This window comes from Roseovarius sp. E0-M6, from assembly GCF_037083845.1.
Lineage (GTDB): Bacteria > Pseudomonadota > Alphaproteobacteria > Rhodobacterales > Rhodobacteraceae > Roseovarius.
The window spans coordinates 503,355-517,976 of record NZ_JBAPLA010000001.1; the positions used below are offsets into that span (position 1 = coordinate 503,355).

Consider the following 14,622-nt stretch of genomic DNA (forward strand, 5'->3'; position numbering starts at 1 on the left):
CGCCACGATGATCCAGTCCGATCTGAATATCATGCTGCCCGAGATTATCCTCGCCCTGTACGCGATTTTGGGCCTGCTCGGAGCGGTCTATACGGGCCGCGACAAGGTGGCGGGCATGCTCGTGTGGCTTACGGCTGCGTTGATGGTGGCGCTGGCCTTTTACATCTCGTCGCTGAGCGGAGACCGAACCGCCTTTGACGGCATGATCATCGATGACGGCTTTGCGCAGTTCGCCAAGATCACGATCCTGCTCAGCGCCGCCGCCGTGTTGGTCATGAGCCAGGATTACATGGCGCGCCGCGGCCTGCTAAAGTTCGAATTCCCGATGCTTGTCGCGCTTGCGGCGGTGGGCATGATGGTGATGGTCAGCGCGGGCGATCTCATGGCGCTCTATATGGGGCTCGAGCTTCAGTCGCTGGCGCTTTATGTCGTGGCCGCGCTACGCCGCGACAGTGTCAAATCCACCGAGGCGGGCCTGAAATACTTCGTGTTGGGGTCGCTCAGTTCGGGGCTTCTGCTTTATGGCGCGTCGCTCGTCTATGGCTATACCGGCACCACCTCCTTTTCCGGGATCATCGCGGCGGCCGAAGGGCAGGCCCCGATCGGGCTGTTGCTGGGCCTTGTCTTCGTGCTTTCGGGAATGGCGTTCAAAATCTCGGCGGTTCCCTTTCACATGTGGACCCCCGACGTCTATGAGGGCGCGCCCACGCCGGTCACCGCCTTCTTTGCCACCGCGCCCAAGATGGCCGCTATGGCGCTGTTCGCCCGGGTCGTCTTCGATGCGTTCGGCGGGATCGTGCAGGACTGGCAACAGATCGTGGCGCTTCTGTCGGTGCTGTCGATGTTCCTCGGCGGGATCGCGGCCATCGGGCAGACCGATATCAAGCGCCTCATGGCCTATTCCTCGATCGCGCATATGGGATATGCCTTGATGGGCCTCGCGGCAGGGACCGCGCTTGGCGTGCAGGCGATGCTGATTTACATGGCCATCTATGTGACGATGAACATCGGAACCTTCGCTTTCATCCTGTCGATGCAGCGGGACGGTCAGCCGGTGACGGAAATCACAGGGCTCAACATGTATTCGCGGGCCAATCCGGCGCGCGCGCTCTCGATGTTGATCCTGCTGTTCAGCCTTGCCGGCGTGCCACCCTTCCTCGGGTTTTTCGGGAAATTCTACGTGCTGCGCGCGGCCTATGACGGTGGTCTTGTCTGGTTGGCCATCGCGGGTGTGATCGCGTCGGTCATCGGGGCGTTCTACTATCTCAGGATCGTCTTCTACATGTATTTCGGCGAAGAGCGCGAGCCGCTCGATCGGCCGCAATCGCCGGTGCTGTGGGGCTTTCTCGTGGCCAGTGCGGCTGTGATGGTTGTGGGGATCGTGTTCCTCTTCGGGATCGAAAGCGTGGCACAGGCCGCTGCCGTCACGTTGGTCGAGTGATCAGTCCCCAACAGACGGACAGCCGGCGCGCCCTCCGGGGGGCGTCGGTTTTTCTTTGTGCCTCCGGCGGGAGTATTTGAGGAAAGATGAAAGACTGGCCACAAGGATACGGGCGTCGGGTTCTGGCCGAAGTGGACAGCAGCAACGCCGAGGCGTTGCGCATCGCGCCCACATTGACCGGGCCCGAATGGATTCTGGCGTTGCGGCAGACAGCGGCGCGGGGCCGCCGTGGGCGGGTCTGGGCCAACCCCGAGGGCAATTTCGCCGCCACACTGTTGCTGCACCCGGACGAGAGCGCCGACCGCGTGGCCCTGCGCTCCTTCGTGGCCTCGCTTGCACTTTATGACGCGGTGTCGGCGGCCACGGGCCGACCCACCGGCGTGGCGCTCAAATGGCCCAATGACGTTTTGCTCAACGGCGGGAAGCTGGCGGGGATATTGCTGGAAAGCGCGGGGCAGGGCGCCCGGGTGCGCCATCTTGCGATCGGTTTCGGTGTGAACCTGATCACCGCGCCCGAGATCGATGCCCTGAACCCAGGCGCAGTGCGGCCCGTCTCGCTCATGTCGGCCACAGGGGCCGATGTGGGGCGCGAACCTTTTCTCGACCTTCTGGCACCTGCATATGCCCATTACGAGGCGCAGTTCACGACCTACGGCTTCGCCCCCATCCGCGAGGCATGGCTCGATCGCGCCGCGCGGCTTGGAGAGGTGATCACCGCCCGCACGACCCATGAGACCATCACCGGAACGTTCGAGACGGTGGACGCGACCGGTAATCTTGTTCTATCCACCGCGGACGGACACCGCGCCATCCCCGCGGCGGACGTCTTCTTCTGAGCTAAGGGAGGGCGGATCATGCTGCTCGCCATAGATTGCGGCAATACGAATACGGTGTTTTCGATCTGGGACGGCACCCGCTTTTTGTGCACGCTGCGCACCTCGACGCATCATGCGCGCACGGCAGATGCTTATTTCACGTGGTATTCCACGCTTGTGAAACACTACGGGATCGAGGCCGAGATCACCGACGTGATCATCTCCTCGACGGTGCCGCGTGTCGTCTTCAACTTGCGTGTCTTTGCCGACCGGTTTTTCGGGTGCCGCCCGATGGTGGTGGGCAAACCCGACTGCGCCCTGCCCACGCCACCGCGCGTGGACGAAGGCACCGCTGTCGGGCCGGACCGTCTGGTCAATACGACCGGGGCGTTCGACAGGCATGGCGGCGACCTGATCATCGTGGATTTCGGCACGGCCACGACCTTTGATGTGGTGGCCTCGGATGGCGCGTATGTGGGCGGGGTCATCGCGCCCGGCGTGAACCTCAGCCTCGAGGCGTTGCACACGGCTGCCGCCGCGCTTCCGCATGTGGATGTCACCAAGCCGGACCGTGTGATCGGCACGAACACGGTCGATTGCATGCAGTCGGGGGTATTCTGGGGCTATGTGGGCCTTGTGAACGGGGTCTGTGCGCGCATCCGTGATGAATATGGCGCGCCCATGCGCATCATCGGAACCGGTGGGCTTGCCCCCTTGTTCGCGCAGGGCGGCCTGCTATTTGACGTGATCGAAGATGATCTGACCATGCATGGACTCACCGTGATCCATGCCCATAATCAAACGAAAGGCTGACAGCCACATGAGCAGCGAACGACTGATCTACCTGCCGCTGGGCGGGGCGGGCGAAATCGGCATGAACGCCTATGTCTACGGCTATGGCAAACCCGGTCAGGAGCGGTTGATCCTTGTCGATCTCGGCGTGACCTTTCCCGATATGGACACCACCCCCGGTGTTGACCTCATCCTGCCGGACATTGCTTGGCTGGCCGAGCGGCGAGATCGGCTTGAGGCGATCTTCGTGACCCACGCCCACGAGGATCACGTCGGCGCGGTTGCGCATTTTTATGATCGTCTGGGTGCGCCGGTCTATTGCCGCGCCTTCACCGCGAATATCGCGCGCCGCAAGATGGAAGAGCACGGACACCCGCCGCGCGCCGTCAAAACCGTATCGGCCTGGCCCGAGACGACGCAGGCGGGCCCATTCACAGTGGGCTTCGTGCCCATCTCGCATTCCATCCCCGAAAGCTCGGGCCTTGTCATCGACAGTCCGGCGGGCCGCCTGGTCCATTCCGGTGATTTCAAGATCGACGAGTCGCCGCTTGTCGGTGAACCTTTCGATCGTGACCTCTGGCGCGCGGTGGCCGAACCGGGGGTGCGCGCGCTCGTGTGCGACAGCACCAATGTCATGAGCCTGCACGAGGGCCGCTCCGAAGCCACCGTCGGGCCTGAAATCGAGCGCCTTATCGGCACCGCCAAAGGCGTCTTTGTCGCAACAACCTTTGCCAGCAACGTCGCGCGCGTGCTCACGCTGGCCGAAGCGGGCGAACGGGCCGGGCGCTCGGTCTGTCTGTTGGGCCGGGCCATGCGCCGGATGATCGAGGCGGCTGTTGAAACCGGCGTTCTGACATCGTTCCCGCGTACCGTGAGCTCCGAAGAGGCCCGCGATATCCCGCGCGAGAACCTGATGCTTATCGTCACCGGAAGTCAGGGCGAACGCCGCGCCGCCAGCGCCCAGCTTGCAGGGGGTAAATATCAGGGGATCGTTCTGAAGGACGGGGACATGTTTCTCTTTTCGTCCAAGACCATCCCCGGCAACGAACGTGGCGTGCTGCGTATCGTCAACCAACTGAGCGAAAAGGGCGTTGACGTGATCGACGACACTTCCGGGCTCTACCATGTCTCGGGACATGCCAACCGCCCGGACCTCGAAGAGATGCACACCCTTTTGCGCCCTGACATACTTGTGCCCATGCATGGTGAGCATCGGCATCTGCGCGAACATGTAAAGCTGGCGGGGCAGCGTGGCATCAAGGGCGTTCTCGCCGTCAACGGCACGATGATCAACCTGTCCGCACAAACCCCCGAAATCGTCGAATACGTGGACACTGGCCGGACCTATCTCGATGGGACAACGAAATATGGCGCGCTTGACGGTATCGTGCGCGACCGTATCCGTATGGCCTTGAACGGCCATGTCATGGTCAACGTGATCCTCGACGATGAGGATGATCCGCTTGGCGAACCATGGTGCGAAATTCGCGGCCTTGCCGAAACCGGCTCAAGCCGCGCGCCGCTGGTCGATGTGCTTGAGGAGGATCTCAATCAGTTCCTTGGTCGCGCCGATGACCGGACACTGGCGGATGACGACAAGCTTGAGGACGCGATGCGCAAGATCGTGCGACAAACCGCGCAGTCCGAGATCGGGAAAAAGCCCGAAGTCACGGTGGTCATAAGCCGACTTTCCTGAGGGTTTCCCCTTGTCAAACGACATTCGCCACGCTCCACTATGACCGCTTGAATATGGAGGGCGCGAATGGGGATGACCACATGCCGGGAATGCGGCAAGGACGTATCTGATGCCGCGGACACCTGTCCGCATTGCGGAGTGACGTCCCCGTCCCAGACGGATCACTGGATCGGTGTCCTTAAATCCGTCGGGGGATGGGTTGTGATCGGGATCATCGCCGTGGTGGCCATCAGCTACGTCATGAACGCTGGCTTTAGTACCTGCAATGTCGTGTCGATCAGGAATCATGAAGACGCGTTCATCGTAAACGGTGAGCTGGACTATGGCGTTGTGACCAAGGCCGTGGTCGAACTTGATGGCGGCGGACGCGAAGTCACGGTCGAAGTGCGGCTCGAAACGAACGAAGGGGATTTCGTTCGGGCTCAACGGATCAATGTCTCGGAAAACGGGCGGCGCGAAGTGCAGGTGCAATTCCCCGAACCGACCCTCGGCGCAAGGATAAGCCGTAGTGTTGCGACCTGCCGCTAAGGCGGGTCGCCAAAAAACCTGAAGCACGGCTTATGGCTTATGGCGTCATACAGTGCGGTATTGAGACTTGTTCGCGGCTCACGGCACAGGGATGCACCAAAGCCAGTCGGCCCTTCATAGGGCCAGACCTTTCACACGCGTTACGAATGGATCAGCTCAGATCATGGAGAGCTTCATGGCTTTGGCCGGTCGCGGACGCGATCAGCTCGCCATGCGCTCTTCAAAGCTCAGCGCGATAAAGCTCGGGAGATGATCTCCCATACCGGGCTCGGCCTTGCCATTGTCCCGGTTGCCGCCCTGACCCCCGCCACCACGCTTGCGCGCGGGCTTGTTTCCGCTCGTGTCCTGATCGTTGCGTGCGGGTTTTTCGGGGGCCTGTTCAGCACTCTTTTCCGCTGCTTTTTCCGGTTGGCTTTCTTGGGCGCGGTTTTCCTTTGCCGGGGCCGCGTCGGATTTTGCCGGTCGCCTGCGGCGCGTGGACTCCTTTTTGTCCGTCTCTTCGCTGGCCTCATCCGTGGTCTCGGCAGGGCCTGCCGATTTGAGCGGGTTGTCGAGGCGCGGAATGTCCTTTTGGAGAAGCTTCTCGATATCTTCGAGGTTTTTCTCGTCGCGCGGGGTGCAGATCATCATCGCCTTGCCCGCGCGGCCCGCGCGGCCGGTGCGGCCGATCCGGTGTACGTAATCCTCTGCATGGCCGGGCACGTCGAAATTGAACACGTGGCTTACCGCTGGCACATCAAGGCCGCGTGCCGCCACATCCGAGGCCACGAGGAATTTCAGATCACCCGCGCGAAAGGAATCGAGCGTGCGCGTGCGCTGGCTCTGGTCCAGATCTCCGTGGATGGGGGCCGCATCATAGCCATATTTTTTCAGGCTTTTGGCGACGATATCCACGTCTGTCTTGCGGTTGCAGAAGATGATCGCGTTGGTGCAGCGATCGCCCTCGTTGTCGATCATCATCCGCAGGACCTTGCGTTTCTCACTGGCTTCGCGGTCGCGGCGCGAGCCTTTGAACATGACCACGCCCTGTTCGATCGTCTCGGATGCCGTCGCCTGCCGCGCCACCTCGATGCGCGCGGGGTTCGACAGGAACGTGTTGGTGATCCGTTCGATTTCCGACGCCATGGTGGCCGAAAAGAAAAGCGTCTGACGGGTAAAGGGCACAAGGCCGAAGATGCGTTCGATATCCGGGATGAATCCCATATCGAGCATGCGGTCGGCCTCGTCCACGACCATCACTTTCACATCGCTGAGAATAAGCTTGCCACGCTCGAAATGGTCCAGAAGACGCCCCGGCGTCGCGATCAGAACATCGACACCCTTGTCGATGATCTGTTCCTGCTCCTTGAAGCTCACGCCGCCGATCAACAGCGCCTTGGTCAGCTTGAGGTGCTTGGAGTATGTGTCGAAATTCTCGGCCACCTGCGCGGCCAATTCCCGCGTCGGGCAAAGCACGAGGCTACGTGGCATCCGGGCCCGTGCCCGGCCCCGCGCCAGAATGGACAGCATCGGAAGGGTGAAGCTTGCGGTCTTGCCGGTGCCGGTCTGTGCAATGCCCAAGACATCGCGCCCTTCAAGGGCGGGCGGTATCGCACCGGCCTGAATGGGTGTCGGGGTTTCGTATCCAGCCTCGTCAATGGCCTTGAGAACTTTGGGGTTGAGGTTCAGCTCAGAGAATTTTGTCATGTGTATCCGCTTTGTGCGGACACAACCTTGGCCCGCCGTCTCGTTTGGGATCAGGCCCGTTCGGCCCCTGCAGGTCCTCGCAGTCGCGATCCATTGACCCGCCTTTACACGGGTTTGCCCCGCAGGGTCAATGTGCTGTGATATAATGTGGATGATGCCATCTGCAACCGGCACACTGTTGCGTATTCAGCAACAATTCATGCGAAATCGGGAAAGAACTGCGCGCGTTTCGCCGCCAGATCAAGGTCGATTCGCCGCAGAAGTCCGTGATGGTCAAGCCGCGCGCGCAGGTCGGGCGTGGCGGTGCATACCTCGTCATAAAAGGCCCTCAGAGCGTCCTCGCCGCCCTCGGCCTCAAGCATGGAGAATAGCGCATTCATATTGAGCCCGGCGCCGTCCGGATTGGGCGCAGGCTTGAGGTCGGGACGATAGGAGCCGCGGGTCAGACGATAGCGATAGGCCCGCTGCCAATGGGCAAGATCAGGTGCATGCAGATGGCACAGCGTGGCGCCGGTCAACTCGTCCTCACGCTCCATCTGAACCCCGTGAATAAAGGCGTTGTGGATTCGGAAATTGACCTTCTCTATGCCTGTGCGCACGAAAATTTTCCCCGCAACATGGCTTAGAAACCCGCCATTCAAATGCAGGCCGAAACTTGGATAGATTTCGGCAGTCTGCTCTCGGCGCGGGCGCTGTTGCCGGGTGTAAGCCTTGAACCATTGGCCGGGGCGGGGCGGCTCGCCCTCGGGGTCTGCCATCGCCTCGACAGGGCGCATACGGGCAATCTCGGCATCAGGCTTGAGCGCGTTGAGCTGTGCGCCGATGGGTGCATCGGGCCAGATGAACTCGTCCACATCGATATGGGCCAGCCATTCAACGCCCGGCCGCCGTCGATAGGCGCGCGTGGCGTTGCGTGTCTGACGGGCCTGATGTTTTTCGGGCCGCTCACCCTTTTGCGACCAGTAGTCCGCATCGCACACGGTCACGATCACACGCGGTTGCGTCGCCAGTGCCGCGCGGGCCTCGGGGTTGTCCTCGTCCAGAAAGATGTGAATCCGGTGCGCCCCAAGCGCGAGATGATGAGCCACGAAGTTCAGGATAGGCGCCGTTTCGGCCTTGATCGTCGAGACGATGCCCCACTTTGCCGGTCGCTCCATCATGCCCTGCCTCTTGCCGTCCGGCGACAGCATGCCGGGGTGGCCGGACATGCGCAAGCGCCATCGGTGCCTTGCAACCCGGGCACTCAGGTTCTATCTCGGGGGTAAGAGATCAAGGAGGGCGCGATGGCCATTCTCGCAAGCGATATCGAAGCGATGATCCGAGAAAGCTTTCCCGATGCACGGATCACCGTGCAGGGTGATGACGGGGCGCATTTTGCTGCCGAAGTTGTCGATGAAAGCTTTCGCGGCAAGAACCGCGTTCAGCAACAACGCGCTGTCTATGCCGCGCTCAAGGGCAGGATGGATGGATCTAACGGTGAATTGCATGCGTTGGCGCTGACAACCAAGGCGCCGGACTGACGCGGTGCCGCGCGATGGGACATCCCTCGCATCCACCGCACCCACGCAAAGGAAGAATAAATGGAAGCTCGATTAATCGCTGCCATATTCCTCTTGCCCTTTCTGGTGGCCTTTGTCTACGCCGGGGTGCACGAATATCTGCGCTACCGGGCCGAAGGCCGCGCTGACTATGGCCTGCAATTCGACGAGGAAACCGGAACCACCCATGTGACTTCCATGTCCGAAGACGAAGACAGCTATGATCCCGAGGATTTCGACCCAAATCGCGGCTATACCGATGATGACGAGACCACCTGAAAATCCGAACCACATACGCCCCGTTTCCACGGGCAGATGAACGCCGCCCCAACGAAAGGATTACCGAACATGACCGACGCCAAGACCCGGATCGACGAAACCGTCAACGCCAATGACGTTGTGCTCTACATGAAGGGCACCAAGGACATGCCGCAATGTGGATTTTCCAGCCGCGTTGCAGGGGTGCTCAACTATATGGGTATTGAATATGCAGACGTGAATGTGCTTGACGACGAGGCGCTCCGCCAAGGGATCAAGGATTACGCAGACTGGCCCACGATCCCGCAGCTTTACGTGAAAGGCGAGTTTGTCGGCGGCTGTGACATCATCACCGAGATGACCCTCTCGGGCGAGTTGGACAGCCTGCTCGAGGACAAGGGCGTGAGCTATGACAAGGACGCCGCCAACAAGATCCGCGAAGCCAACGCCTGAGTCGTCTGCGCGGTGCTGACATTGCAAAAGTCCCGTCGGTATTTGCCGGCGGGACTTTTTGAGTATTTAAAGCGTTTCGCCTTGGCCTGAGACATCAGTGAACGGCGAAACGTGTTACGGACAGATGAATATCGTTGGCTATCTGCGCGGCCTCAGTTGAATAGCTTGCCGAAAGTGCCCCGATAGATCGCCTTAAGCTCGGCAAGCGGCGCCTGTGCCGCACCATAGCTCACGTCCAAACCTCCGAACCGGCCCACAGCCGTCAACGGCACACCCGCCGTCTCCGCCGCGCCCAGAAGCACATCGGCGGCGGCCGCGTCGCAGGCGATGAGATAACGCGCCTGATCCTCGCCAAAGAGGGGGGCCGCGCCGGTGATATCGATGCTGACACCCGTGCCCGCCGCTTCGGCCATCTCGAAGGCCGCAAGGGCAAGCCCGCCATCGGAGATATCCGTGCAGGCGGCGATATGGGCAGTGTTGGCGCGGATGAACTCACCATGGGCCCGCTCTGTGGCAAGGTCGACCTCGGGCGCATCGCCCTCGACCCGCCCAAGCACTTCGGCAAGATAGGCCGACTGGCCCAGATGCTCACCAGTGGCTCCAAGCAGAAGAAGCACGTCCACCTCTGAGGCCGTGCCGGTGATGGCCTCGTCCTCATGCGCGACGAGCCCCACCGCGCCGATCGTGGGCGTGGGCAGGATCGCGGTGCCGTCGGTTTCGTTGTAAAGCGATACGTTGCCCGACACGATCGGCATGTCGAGCGCCTCTACGGCCGCACCGATCCCTTTGATCGCGCCCACGAACTGCCCCATGATCGCGGGCTTTTCGGGATTGCCGAAGTTCATGTTGTCAGTGGTGGCCAGCGGTCTCGCCCCAAGCGCCGAGAGGTTGCGATAGGCTTCGGCAACCGCCTGTCTGCCGCCGGCCTCGGGGTTCGCCTTGACGTAGCGCGGCGTCACGTCCGACGTGAAGGCCAGAAGCTTGTCGGTGCCATGCACACGGACAAGACCGCCACCAAGGCCGGGACCACGCACGGTGTCGGCCATGACCATCGTGTCATATTGCTCATAGACCCATTGCTTCGCGCAATAGTTGGGCGAGGAGATAAGACGTTTGAGCGCGTCAATCGGATCGGTGTCGGGCAGGTTGCTCTGAATCGGAGGGGCGGGCGGCGTTTCCTCCCAGGGACGGTCATATTCCGGCGCGGTCGAACTCAGTTTCGACAACGGAAGGTCCGACATGACCCGGCCTTCATGCATGATCAGAAAGCGATCCTCGGCGATCGTCTCACCGACGATGGCGAAATCGAGATCCCATTTCTCGAACACCGCGCGCGCCTCGGCCTCAAGCTCGGGCTTGAGCACCATCAGCATCCGCTCCTGACTTTCCGAGAGCATCATCTCATAAGCGGTCATGTTCTCTTCACGCTGCGGCACGGTGTCGAGGTCGAGCCGCACGCCAAGGCCGCCCTTGTCACCCATCTCCACCGCCGAACAGGTCAGCCCCGCCGCGCCCATGTCCTGAATCGAGATGACGGCACCCGTCGCCATCAGCTCGAGTGTCGCTTCCATCAGGCGCTTCTCGGTAAAGGGGTCGCCCACCTGAACCGTCGGGCGCTTTTCCTCGATCGTGTCATCGAATTCCGCGCTTGCCATGGTGGCACCGCCGACGCCGTCGCGCCCCGTCTTGGCCCCAAGATAGACGACCGGCATGCCGACCCCCGACGCCGCCGAATAGAAAATCTTGTCTGCATCGGCGAGCCCGGCCGCAAACGCATTCACAAGGCAGTTGCCGTTATACGCCGGATCGAAACGCACTTCGCCGCCCACGGTGGGCACGCCAAAGCAATTTCCATAGCCGCCGATCCCCTGCACCACGCCATTGACAAGCTGCCGGGTCTTGGGGTGGGTCACCTCGCCGAAGCTAAGCGAATTCATCGCCGCGATGGGCCGGGCGCCCATTGTAAAGACATCGCGCAGGATGCCGCCCACGCCGGTCGCGGCACCCTGATAGGGCTCGATATAGGACGGGTGGTTGTGGCTCTCCATTTTGAAGACCACGGCCTGACCGTCACCAATATCCACAACGCCCGCGTTTTCGCCCGGTCCACAAATCACCTGTGGGCCGTCGGTGGGCAGGGTGCGCAGCCATTTTTTCGAGGATTTGTAGGAACAATGCTCGTTCCACATCGCCGAGAAGATGCCCAGCTCGGTGAATGTCGGTTCGCGTCCGATGATCTCGAGAATGCGGTCGTACTCGTCGGGCTTGAGGCCATGCGCCTCGATCAGATCACGCGTGATTTCGGGTTCCTGCATCTGCTCCGATTCCCCCAATTGCGGCTTGCGCCTTCTTTAGGCGATTGACCGGGTGGGGGAAAGGGGCGCGCATACGAATGACCCGGCCACGACGGGCCGGGTCGGTCGTTTCGTCACGATTGCGCTTGGGTCAAAGCTTGTCGAGTACTTGCTCGCGCAGATGCCGCATCTCGTACCCATACTGGAGTTCGCCGCTTTCCATGACGTTGATCGAGTCGTAAGTGAACCCGACCTCTACGACAGGAACATCGTCCATCGCGCTGATATCGACCCAAAGAACCGGGCCTCTGTCAGGATAATCGCGGGTCAGAATGACAGAGCCAACCAGTTCCCCATCCGAGGTATGCAAGTCCTTGCCGGGCTCGGCATGGCTCAGGATGTTTTGATAGTTGTCATTCTGGAACATGTGCGCCGATTCATTGGGCCCAAGATCCTTCGTTGTGGCAGTGTCGGCAAGGTCGTTGCTCTCAACACCGACGGTCGTTCTCTCTCTGGCCCGGACCTCATAGGTGTCACGGTCAATGATCGTTTCCGTTTCGGTGGTTGCAGCGTCCTCAACGGTGCGGTTCTTCTGTTCAAGACCTTCGTCTTCCACAGTCGCGGCATGGGCCGAAAGGGCGGCCATACTCGTCAGTGCGGTGGTCAGTACAAGTTTGCGAAAGAACATGTAATCCTCCTTCAATTTTCTTGGCAGCGGTGGCTGCCATGTGCGTCGGGCTGTTGCCCGCCATGTTATGTTTCATCAATTTCACAGCGCGGCATTGGTTCCTGCAAAACTCGCTAATGTCGTGTAAGTATCTGATATTAAAACTTTTAATGTTTTTGCACTCTCACCAACCCATTTTCGATTTACGCCGCGTCATGAAGGTTCTGGACCCCCCGGTCCGCGTTTGCTAACTCCGGGCAGCCAAGGGGGAGATGCCAGACATGCAAATTTTGACGAATCCGCACCGGGGGCGGGGGCTTAAAACCGCGGAATTGGCCGAGGTGCCGTTTCCCTCAACGGATGCCGAAACACCGCTGGCATTGCTGTCACGCTGCCCCGTGGCGTCTGAGACACCGCTTGCGGAGCATGAACTTTTCGGCACCCGTATCTGGGTCAAGGATGAAAGCAACCGGATGAACCTCGGATCGTTCAAGGCTTTGGGCGCGGCTTATGTCATCGCGCATATCGCGGCAGCCACCGGCAAGAAAGACCTGTCACAGGCGCTTGCGGGCCGGACCTTCGTGACCTCAAGCGCCGGCAATCATGGGCTTTCGGTCGCTGCTGGGGCGCGGGCCTTTGGCGCGAATGCGGCGGTTTACCTGTCGCAAGAGGTGCCGGAAAGCTTTGCCAAACGTCTCGAAGCCAAGGATGCGCGGGTGGTACGTGCCGGCGCGGACTACACGGCCAGCATGCAGGCCGCGATGCAGGCCGCCGAGACACATGACTGGACCCTTCTGCTCGACACATCATGGCAGGGATATACCGCGCTGCCGCACCGCCTGATGGAAGGATATCTTGTCATGGCCGCCGAAACGGTGCGCCAAATGCCCGAGCCACCCACCCATATTCTGCTTCAGGCCGGTGTCGGTGGCCTTGCTGGTGCCATGGCCGCCTATTTCCGCGCTCATTGGGGGGATGCGCCCCAGATTGTCGTGGTTGAGCCCGACCGCGCGCCCGCCCTTCACGACAGCATTCGCGAAGGCCGCTGCGTCCTGACCGAAGGTGAAACCTCCGACATGGGGCGCCTCGATTGTAAGGAACCCTCCCTCATCGCGCTCAAGGGGCTGGCACGGGATGCCGACAGTTTCGCCCTCATCTCCGAGGAGGAGGCGTTCGAAGTGCTCGACAGCCTCGCAAAACGCGGCCTTGCAACCTCGACATCGGGTGGGGCGGGCCTTGCGGCCGTGGCCCAGATGAACCTTGGGCCGGATGCGCGGGTCTTGACCTTCCTCAGCGAAGGCCCGGCATGATCCGGGGCTTCCCGCCCTCCGAATTCGAGGCCCGCGTGGCCCGGGCCCAAAGCGAAATGACCAAGGCGGGCCTCGCGGCGCTTCTTTTGACGACCGAACCCGAGTTTCGCTATTTCACCGGATTTCTCACCCGGTTCTGGGAAAGCCCGAGCCGACCGTGGTTTCTGATCGTGCCCGCGTCGGGACGTCCTGTTGCGGTCGTCCCGTCCATCGGCGCGGCCCTTCTGGGGCAAAGCTGGATTGACGATATCCGCACATGGGCCGCCCCCGACCCGCAGGATGATGGCGTCACGCTGCTTGCCGATGCGCTGCGCGAACAGGGCGGACCCGTGGGTGTGCCGTCCGGCCCCGAAAGCGGGTTGCGCATGCCGCTTGCCGATTTTGCCCGCGTGCAAAGCCTGAGCGGTCTTGAGTTTCGTGATGATGCCGGGATCGCCGCCCGGCTGCGCGCGATCAAATCAGACGCCGAAATCGCAAAGATAAGCGCCGTGTGTGATGTGGCCGGACGCGCCTTTGACCGCATGGATGAGATCGCGGGCGCGGATGTGCCCCTTGATCGGATATTCCGCGCGTTTCAGGGCCTTTTGCTCGAAGAAGGGGCCGATTACGTGCCCTATATCGCCGGTGGCGCGGGGCAGGGGGGCTATGGCTGTGTCATCTCGCCCGCGACATCCAGACCGCTGGCGCATGGTGATGTGCTCATGCTCGATACCGGGGCGGTCGTGGATGGGTATTTCTGCGATTTTGACCGAAATTTTGCGATCACAACTGTCAGCGATACCACTCACGCTGCCCATGCCCGCCTGATCGAGGCCACTCAGGCCGGGTTCGATGCCGCGCGTCCGGGCGCGCGCGCCTGCGATGTTTTTGCCGCGATGGCGGCCATCACCGGCGGCGGTGAGGAGGCGGGGCGGCTTGGCCACGGGCTCGGTATGCAACTGACCGAAGGGCTGTCGCTCTCGCCACGCGATGAAACGGTGATCGAGGCGGGCATGGTCCTGACGCTTGAGCCGGGGGTCGAAACCGGTCCGGGGCGCCTGATGGTGCACGAGGAAAATATCGTGATCCGCAAAGATGGTGCCGCGCCGCTGACGCGCTTTGCCGGGCCTGCCATTCCGGTCCTCTGACATCGCCCAAGGGCCGT

The 14,622-nt window shown here is 61.4% G+C and carries 14 protein-coding genes; 10 read left to right on the forward strand and 4 right to left on the reverse strand.

Going from position 1 to position 14,622, the window contains the following annotated elements:
* Positions 1-7: 7 nt before the first annotated feature.
* The 5 genes from nuoN to V8359_RS02620 all read left to right on the forward strand — a co-directional run bounded on the left by nuoN (position 8) and on the right by V8359_RS02620 (position 5,272).
* Complete coding sequence (gene nuoN / locus V8359_RS02600) at positions 8-1,441, forward strand: NADH-quinone oxidoreductase subunit NuoN (protein WP_336427145.1); 1,434 nt, start codon at positions 8-10, stop codon at positions 1,439-1,441.
* Between the two features lie 86 nt (positions 1,442-1,527).
* A complete protein-coding gene (locus tag V8359_RS02605) occupies positions 1,528-2,277 on the forward strand; it encodes a biotin--[acetyl-CoA-carboxylase] ligase (protein ID WP_336427146.1) in 750 nt (249 codons plus the stop codon).
* Between the two features lie 18 nt (positions 2,278-2,295).
* A complete protein-coding gene (locus V8359_RS02610; RefSeq protein ID WP_336427147.1) occupies positions 2,296-3,069 on the forward strand; it encodes a type III pantothenate kinase in 774 nt (257 codons plus the stop codon).
* Positions 3,070-3,076: 7 nt separating this feature from the next.
* Positions 3,077-4,744: a ribonuclease J gene (locus V8359_RS02615; RefSeq protein ID WP_336427148.1), complete on the forward strand. Its 1,668-nt coding sequence runs from the start codon at positions 3,077-3,079 to the stop codon at positions 4,742-4,744.
* Positions 4,745-4,810: 66 nt separating this feature from the next.
* Complete coding sequence (locus V8359_RS02620) at positions 4,811-5,272, forward strand: hypothetical protein (protein ID WP_336427149.1); 462 nt, start codon at positions 4,811-4,813, stop codon at positions 5,270-5,272.
* Between the two features lie 201 nt (positions 5,273-5,473).
* Here V8359_RS02620 and V8359_RS02625 read toward each other — a convergent pair whose 3' ends face one another.
* Together V8359_RS02625 and V8359_RS02630 are read right to left on the reverse strand one after the other, a co-directional pair.
* Positions 5,474-6,958 carry a DEAD/DEAH box helicase gene (locus tag V8359_RS02625; RefSeq protein ID WP_336427150.1) on the reverse strand — a complete coding sequence of 495 codons (1,485 nt, stop codon included), beginning with the start codon at positions 6,956-6,958 and terminating at the stop codon, positions 5,474-5,476.
* Between the two features lie 197 nt (positions 6,959-7,155).
* Positions 7,156-8,166 (reverse strand): glycosyltransferase family 2 protein, encoded by a 1,011-nt coding sequence (locus V8359_RS02630; RefSeq protein WP_336427151.1) that lies wholly within the window; start codon positions 8,164-8,166, stop codon positions 7,156-7,158.
* Positions 8,167-8,241: 75 nt separating this feature from the next.
* Between V8359_RS02630 and V8359_RS02635 the strand changes: the two genes are divergently transcribed.
* From V8359_RS02635 to grxD, 3 genes are all read left to right on the forward strand, one after another.
* Positions 8,242-8,478: a BolA/IbaG family iron-sulfur metabolism protein gene (locus V8359_RS02635; RefSeq protein WP_336427152.1), complete on the forward strand. Its 237-nt coding sequence runs from the start codon at positions 8,242-8,244 to the stop codon at positions 8,476-8,478.
* Positions 8,479-8,538: 60 nt separating this feature from the next.
* A complete protein-coding gene (locus tag V8359_RS02640) occupies positions 8,539-8,775 on the forward strand; it encodes a hypothetical protein (RefSeq protein WP_336427153.1) in 237 nt (78 codons plus the stop codon).
* Between the two features lie 69 nt (positions 8,776-8,844).
* The gene (gene grxD / locus V8359_RS02645; protein WP_336427154.1) at positions 8,845-9,207 is read left to right on the forward strand and encodes a Grx4 family monothiol glutaredoxin; all 363 of its coding nucleotides are present in this window, start codon (positions 8,845-8,847) and stop codon (positions 9,205-9,207) included.
* A 152-nt stretch (positions 9,208-9,359) separates the two neighbouring features.
* On the opposite strand, the gene purL is transcribed toward grxD, so the two are convergent.
* The gene (gene purL, locus V8359_RS02650) at positions 9,360-11,522 is read right to left on the reverse strand and encodes a phosphoribosylformylglycinamidine synthase subunit PurL (protein WP_336427155.1); all 2,163 of its coding nucleotides are present in this window, start codon (positions 11,520-11,522) and stop codon (positions 9,360-9,362) included.
* 130 nt (positions 11,523-11,652) lie between these two features.
* Entirely contained in the window at positions 11,653-12,189 is a 537-nt protein-coding gene (locus V8359_RS02655) for a hypothetical protein (RefSeq protein ID WP_336427156.1), read from the reverse strand.
* A gap of 260 nt (positions 12,190-12,449) precedes the next feature.
* Here V8359_RS02655 and V8359_RS02660 point away from each other — a divergent pair, with 260 nt between their 5' ends.
* Positions 12,450-13,478 carry a pyridoxal-phosphate dependent enzyme gene (locus V8359_RS02660; protein ID WP_336427157.1) on the forward strand — a complete coding sequence of 343 codons (1,029 nt, stop codon included), beginning with the start codon at positions 12,450-12,452 and terminating at the stop codon, positions 13,476-13,478.
* Entirely contained in the window at positions 13,475-14,605 is a 1,131-nt protein-coding gene (locus V8359_RS02665) for a M24 family metallopeptidase (RefSeq protein ID WP_336427158.1), read from the forward strand. Before V8359_RS02660 ends, V8359_RS02665 begins: the two co-directional genes overlap by 4 nt.
* Positions 14,606-14,622 lie beyond the last annotated feature (17 nt).

What these genes read in the sequence shown, in the direction of transcription:
- nuoN (WP_336427145.1), top strand. Translation starts at nt 8, where the DNA reads ATGATCCAGTCCGATCTGAATATCATGCTGCCCGAGATTATCCTCGCC.
- V8359_RS02605 (WP_336427146.1), top strand. Translation starts at nt 1,528, where the DNA reads ATGAAAGACTGGCCACAAGGATACGGGCGTCGGGTTCTGGCCGAAGTG.
- V8359_RS02610 (WP_336427147.1), top strand. Translation starts at nt 2,296, where the DNA reads ATGCTGCTCGCCATAGATTGCGGCAATACGAATACGGTGTTTTCGATC.
- V8359_RS02615 (WP_336427148.1), top strand. Translation starts at nt 3,077, where the DNA reads ATGAGCAGCGAACGACTGATCTACCTGCCGCTGGGCGGGGCGGGCGAA.
- V8359_RS02620 (WP_336427149.1), top strand. Translation starts at nt 4,811, where the DNA reads ATGGGGATGACCACATGCCGGGAATGCGGCAAGGACGTATCTGATGCC.
- V8359_RS02625 (WP_336427150.1), bottom strand. Translation starts at nt 6,958, where the DNA reads ATGACAAAATTCTCTGAGCTGAACCTCAACCCCAAAGTTCTCAAGGCC.
- V8359_RS02630 (WP_336427151.1), bottom strand. Translation starts at nt 8,166, where the DNA reads ATGTCCGGCCACCCCGGCATGCTGTCGCCGGACGGCAAGAGGCAGGGC.
- V8359_RS02635 (WP_336427152.1), top strand. Translation starts at nt 8,242, where the DNA reads ATGGCCATTCTCGCAAGCGATATCGAAGCGATGATCCGAGAAAGCTTT.
- V8359_RS02640 (WP_336427153.1), top strand. Translation starts at nt 8,539, where the DNA reads ATGGAAGCTCGATTAATCGCTGCCATATTCCTCTTGCCCTTTCTGGTG.
- grxD (WP_336427154.1), top strand. Translation starts at nt 8,845, where the DNA reads ATGACCGACGCCAAGACCCGGATCGACGAAACCGTCAACGCCAATGAC.
- purL (WP_336427155.1), bottom strand. Translation starts at nt 11,522, where the DNA reads ATGCAGGAACCCGAAATCACGCGTGATCTGATCGAGGCGCATGGCCTC.
- V8359_RS02655 (WP_336427156.1), bottom strand. Translation starts at nt 12,189, where the DNA reads ATGTTCTTTCGCAAACTTGTACTGACCACCGCACTGACGAGTATGGCC.
- V8359_RS02660 (WP_336427157.1), top strand. Translation starts at nt 12,450, where the DNA reads ATGCAAATTTTGACGAATCCGCACCGGGGGCGGGGGCTTAAAACCGCG.
- V8359_RS02665 (WP_336427158.1), top strand. Translation starts at nt 13,475, where the DNA reads ATGATCCGGGGCTTCCCGCCCTCCGAATTCGAGGCCCGCGTGGCCCGG.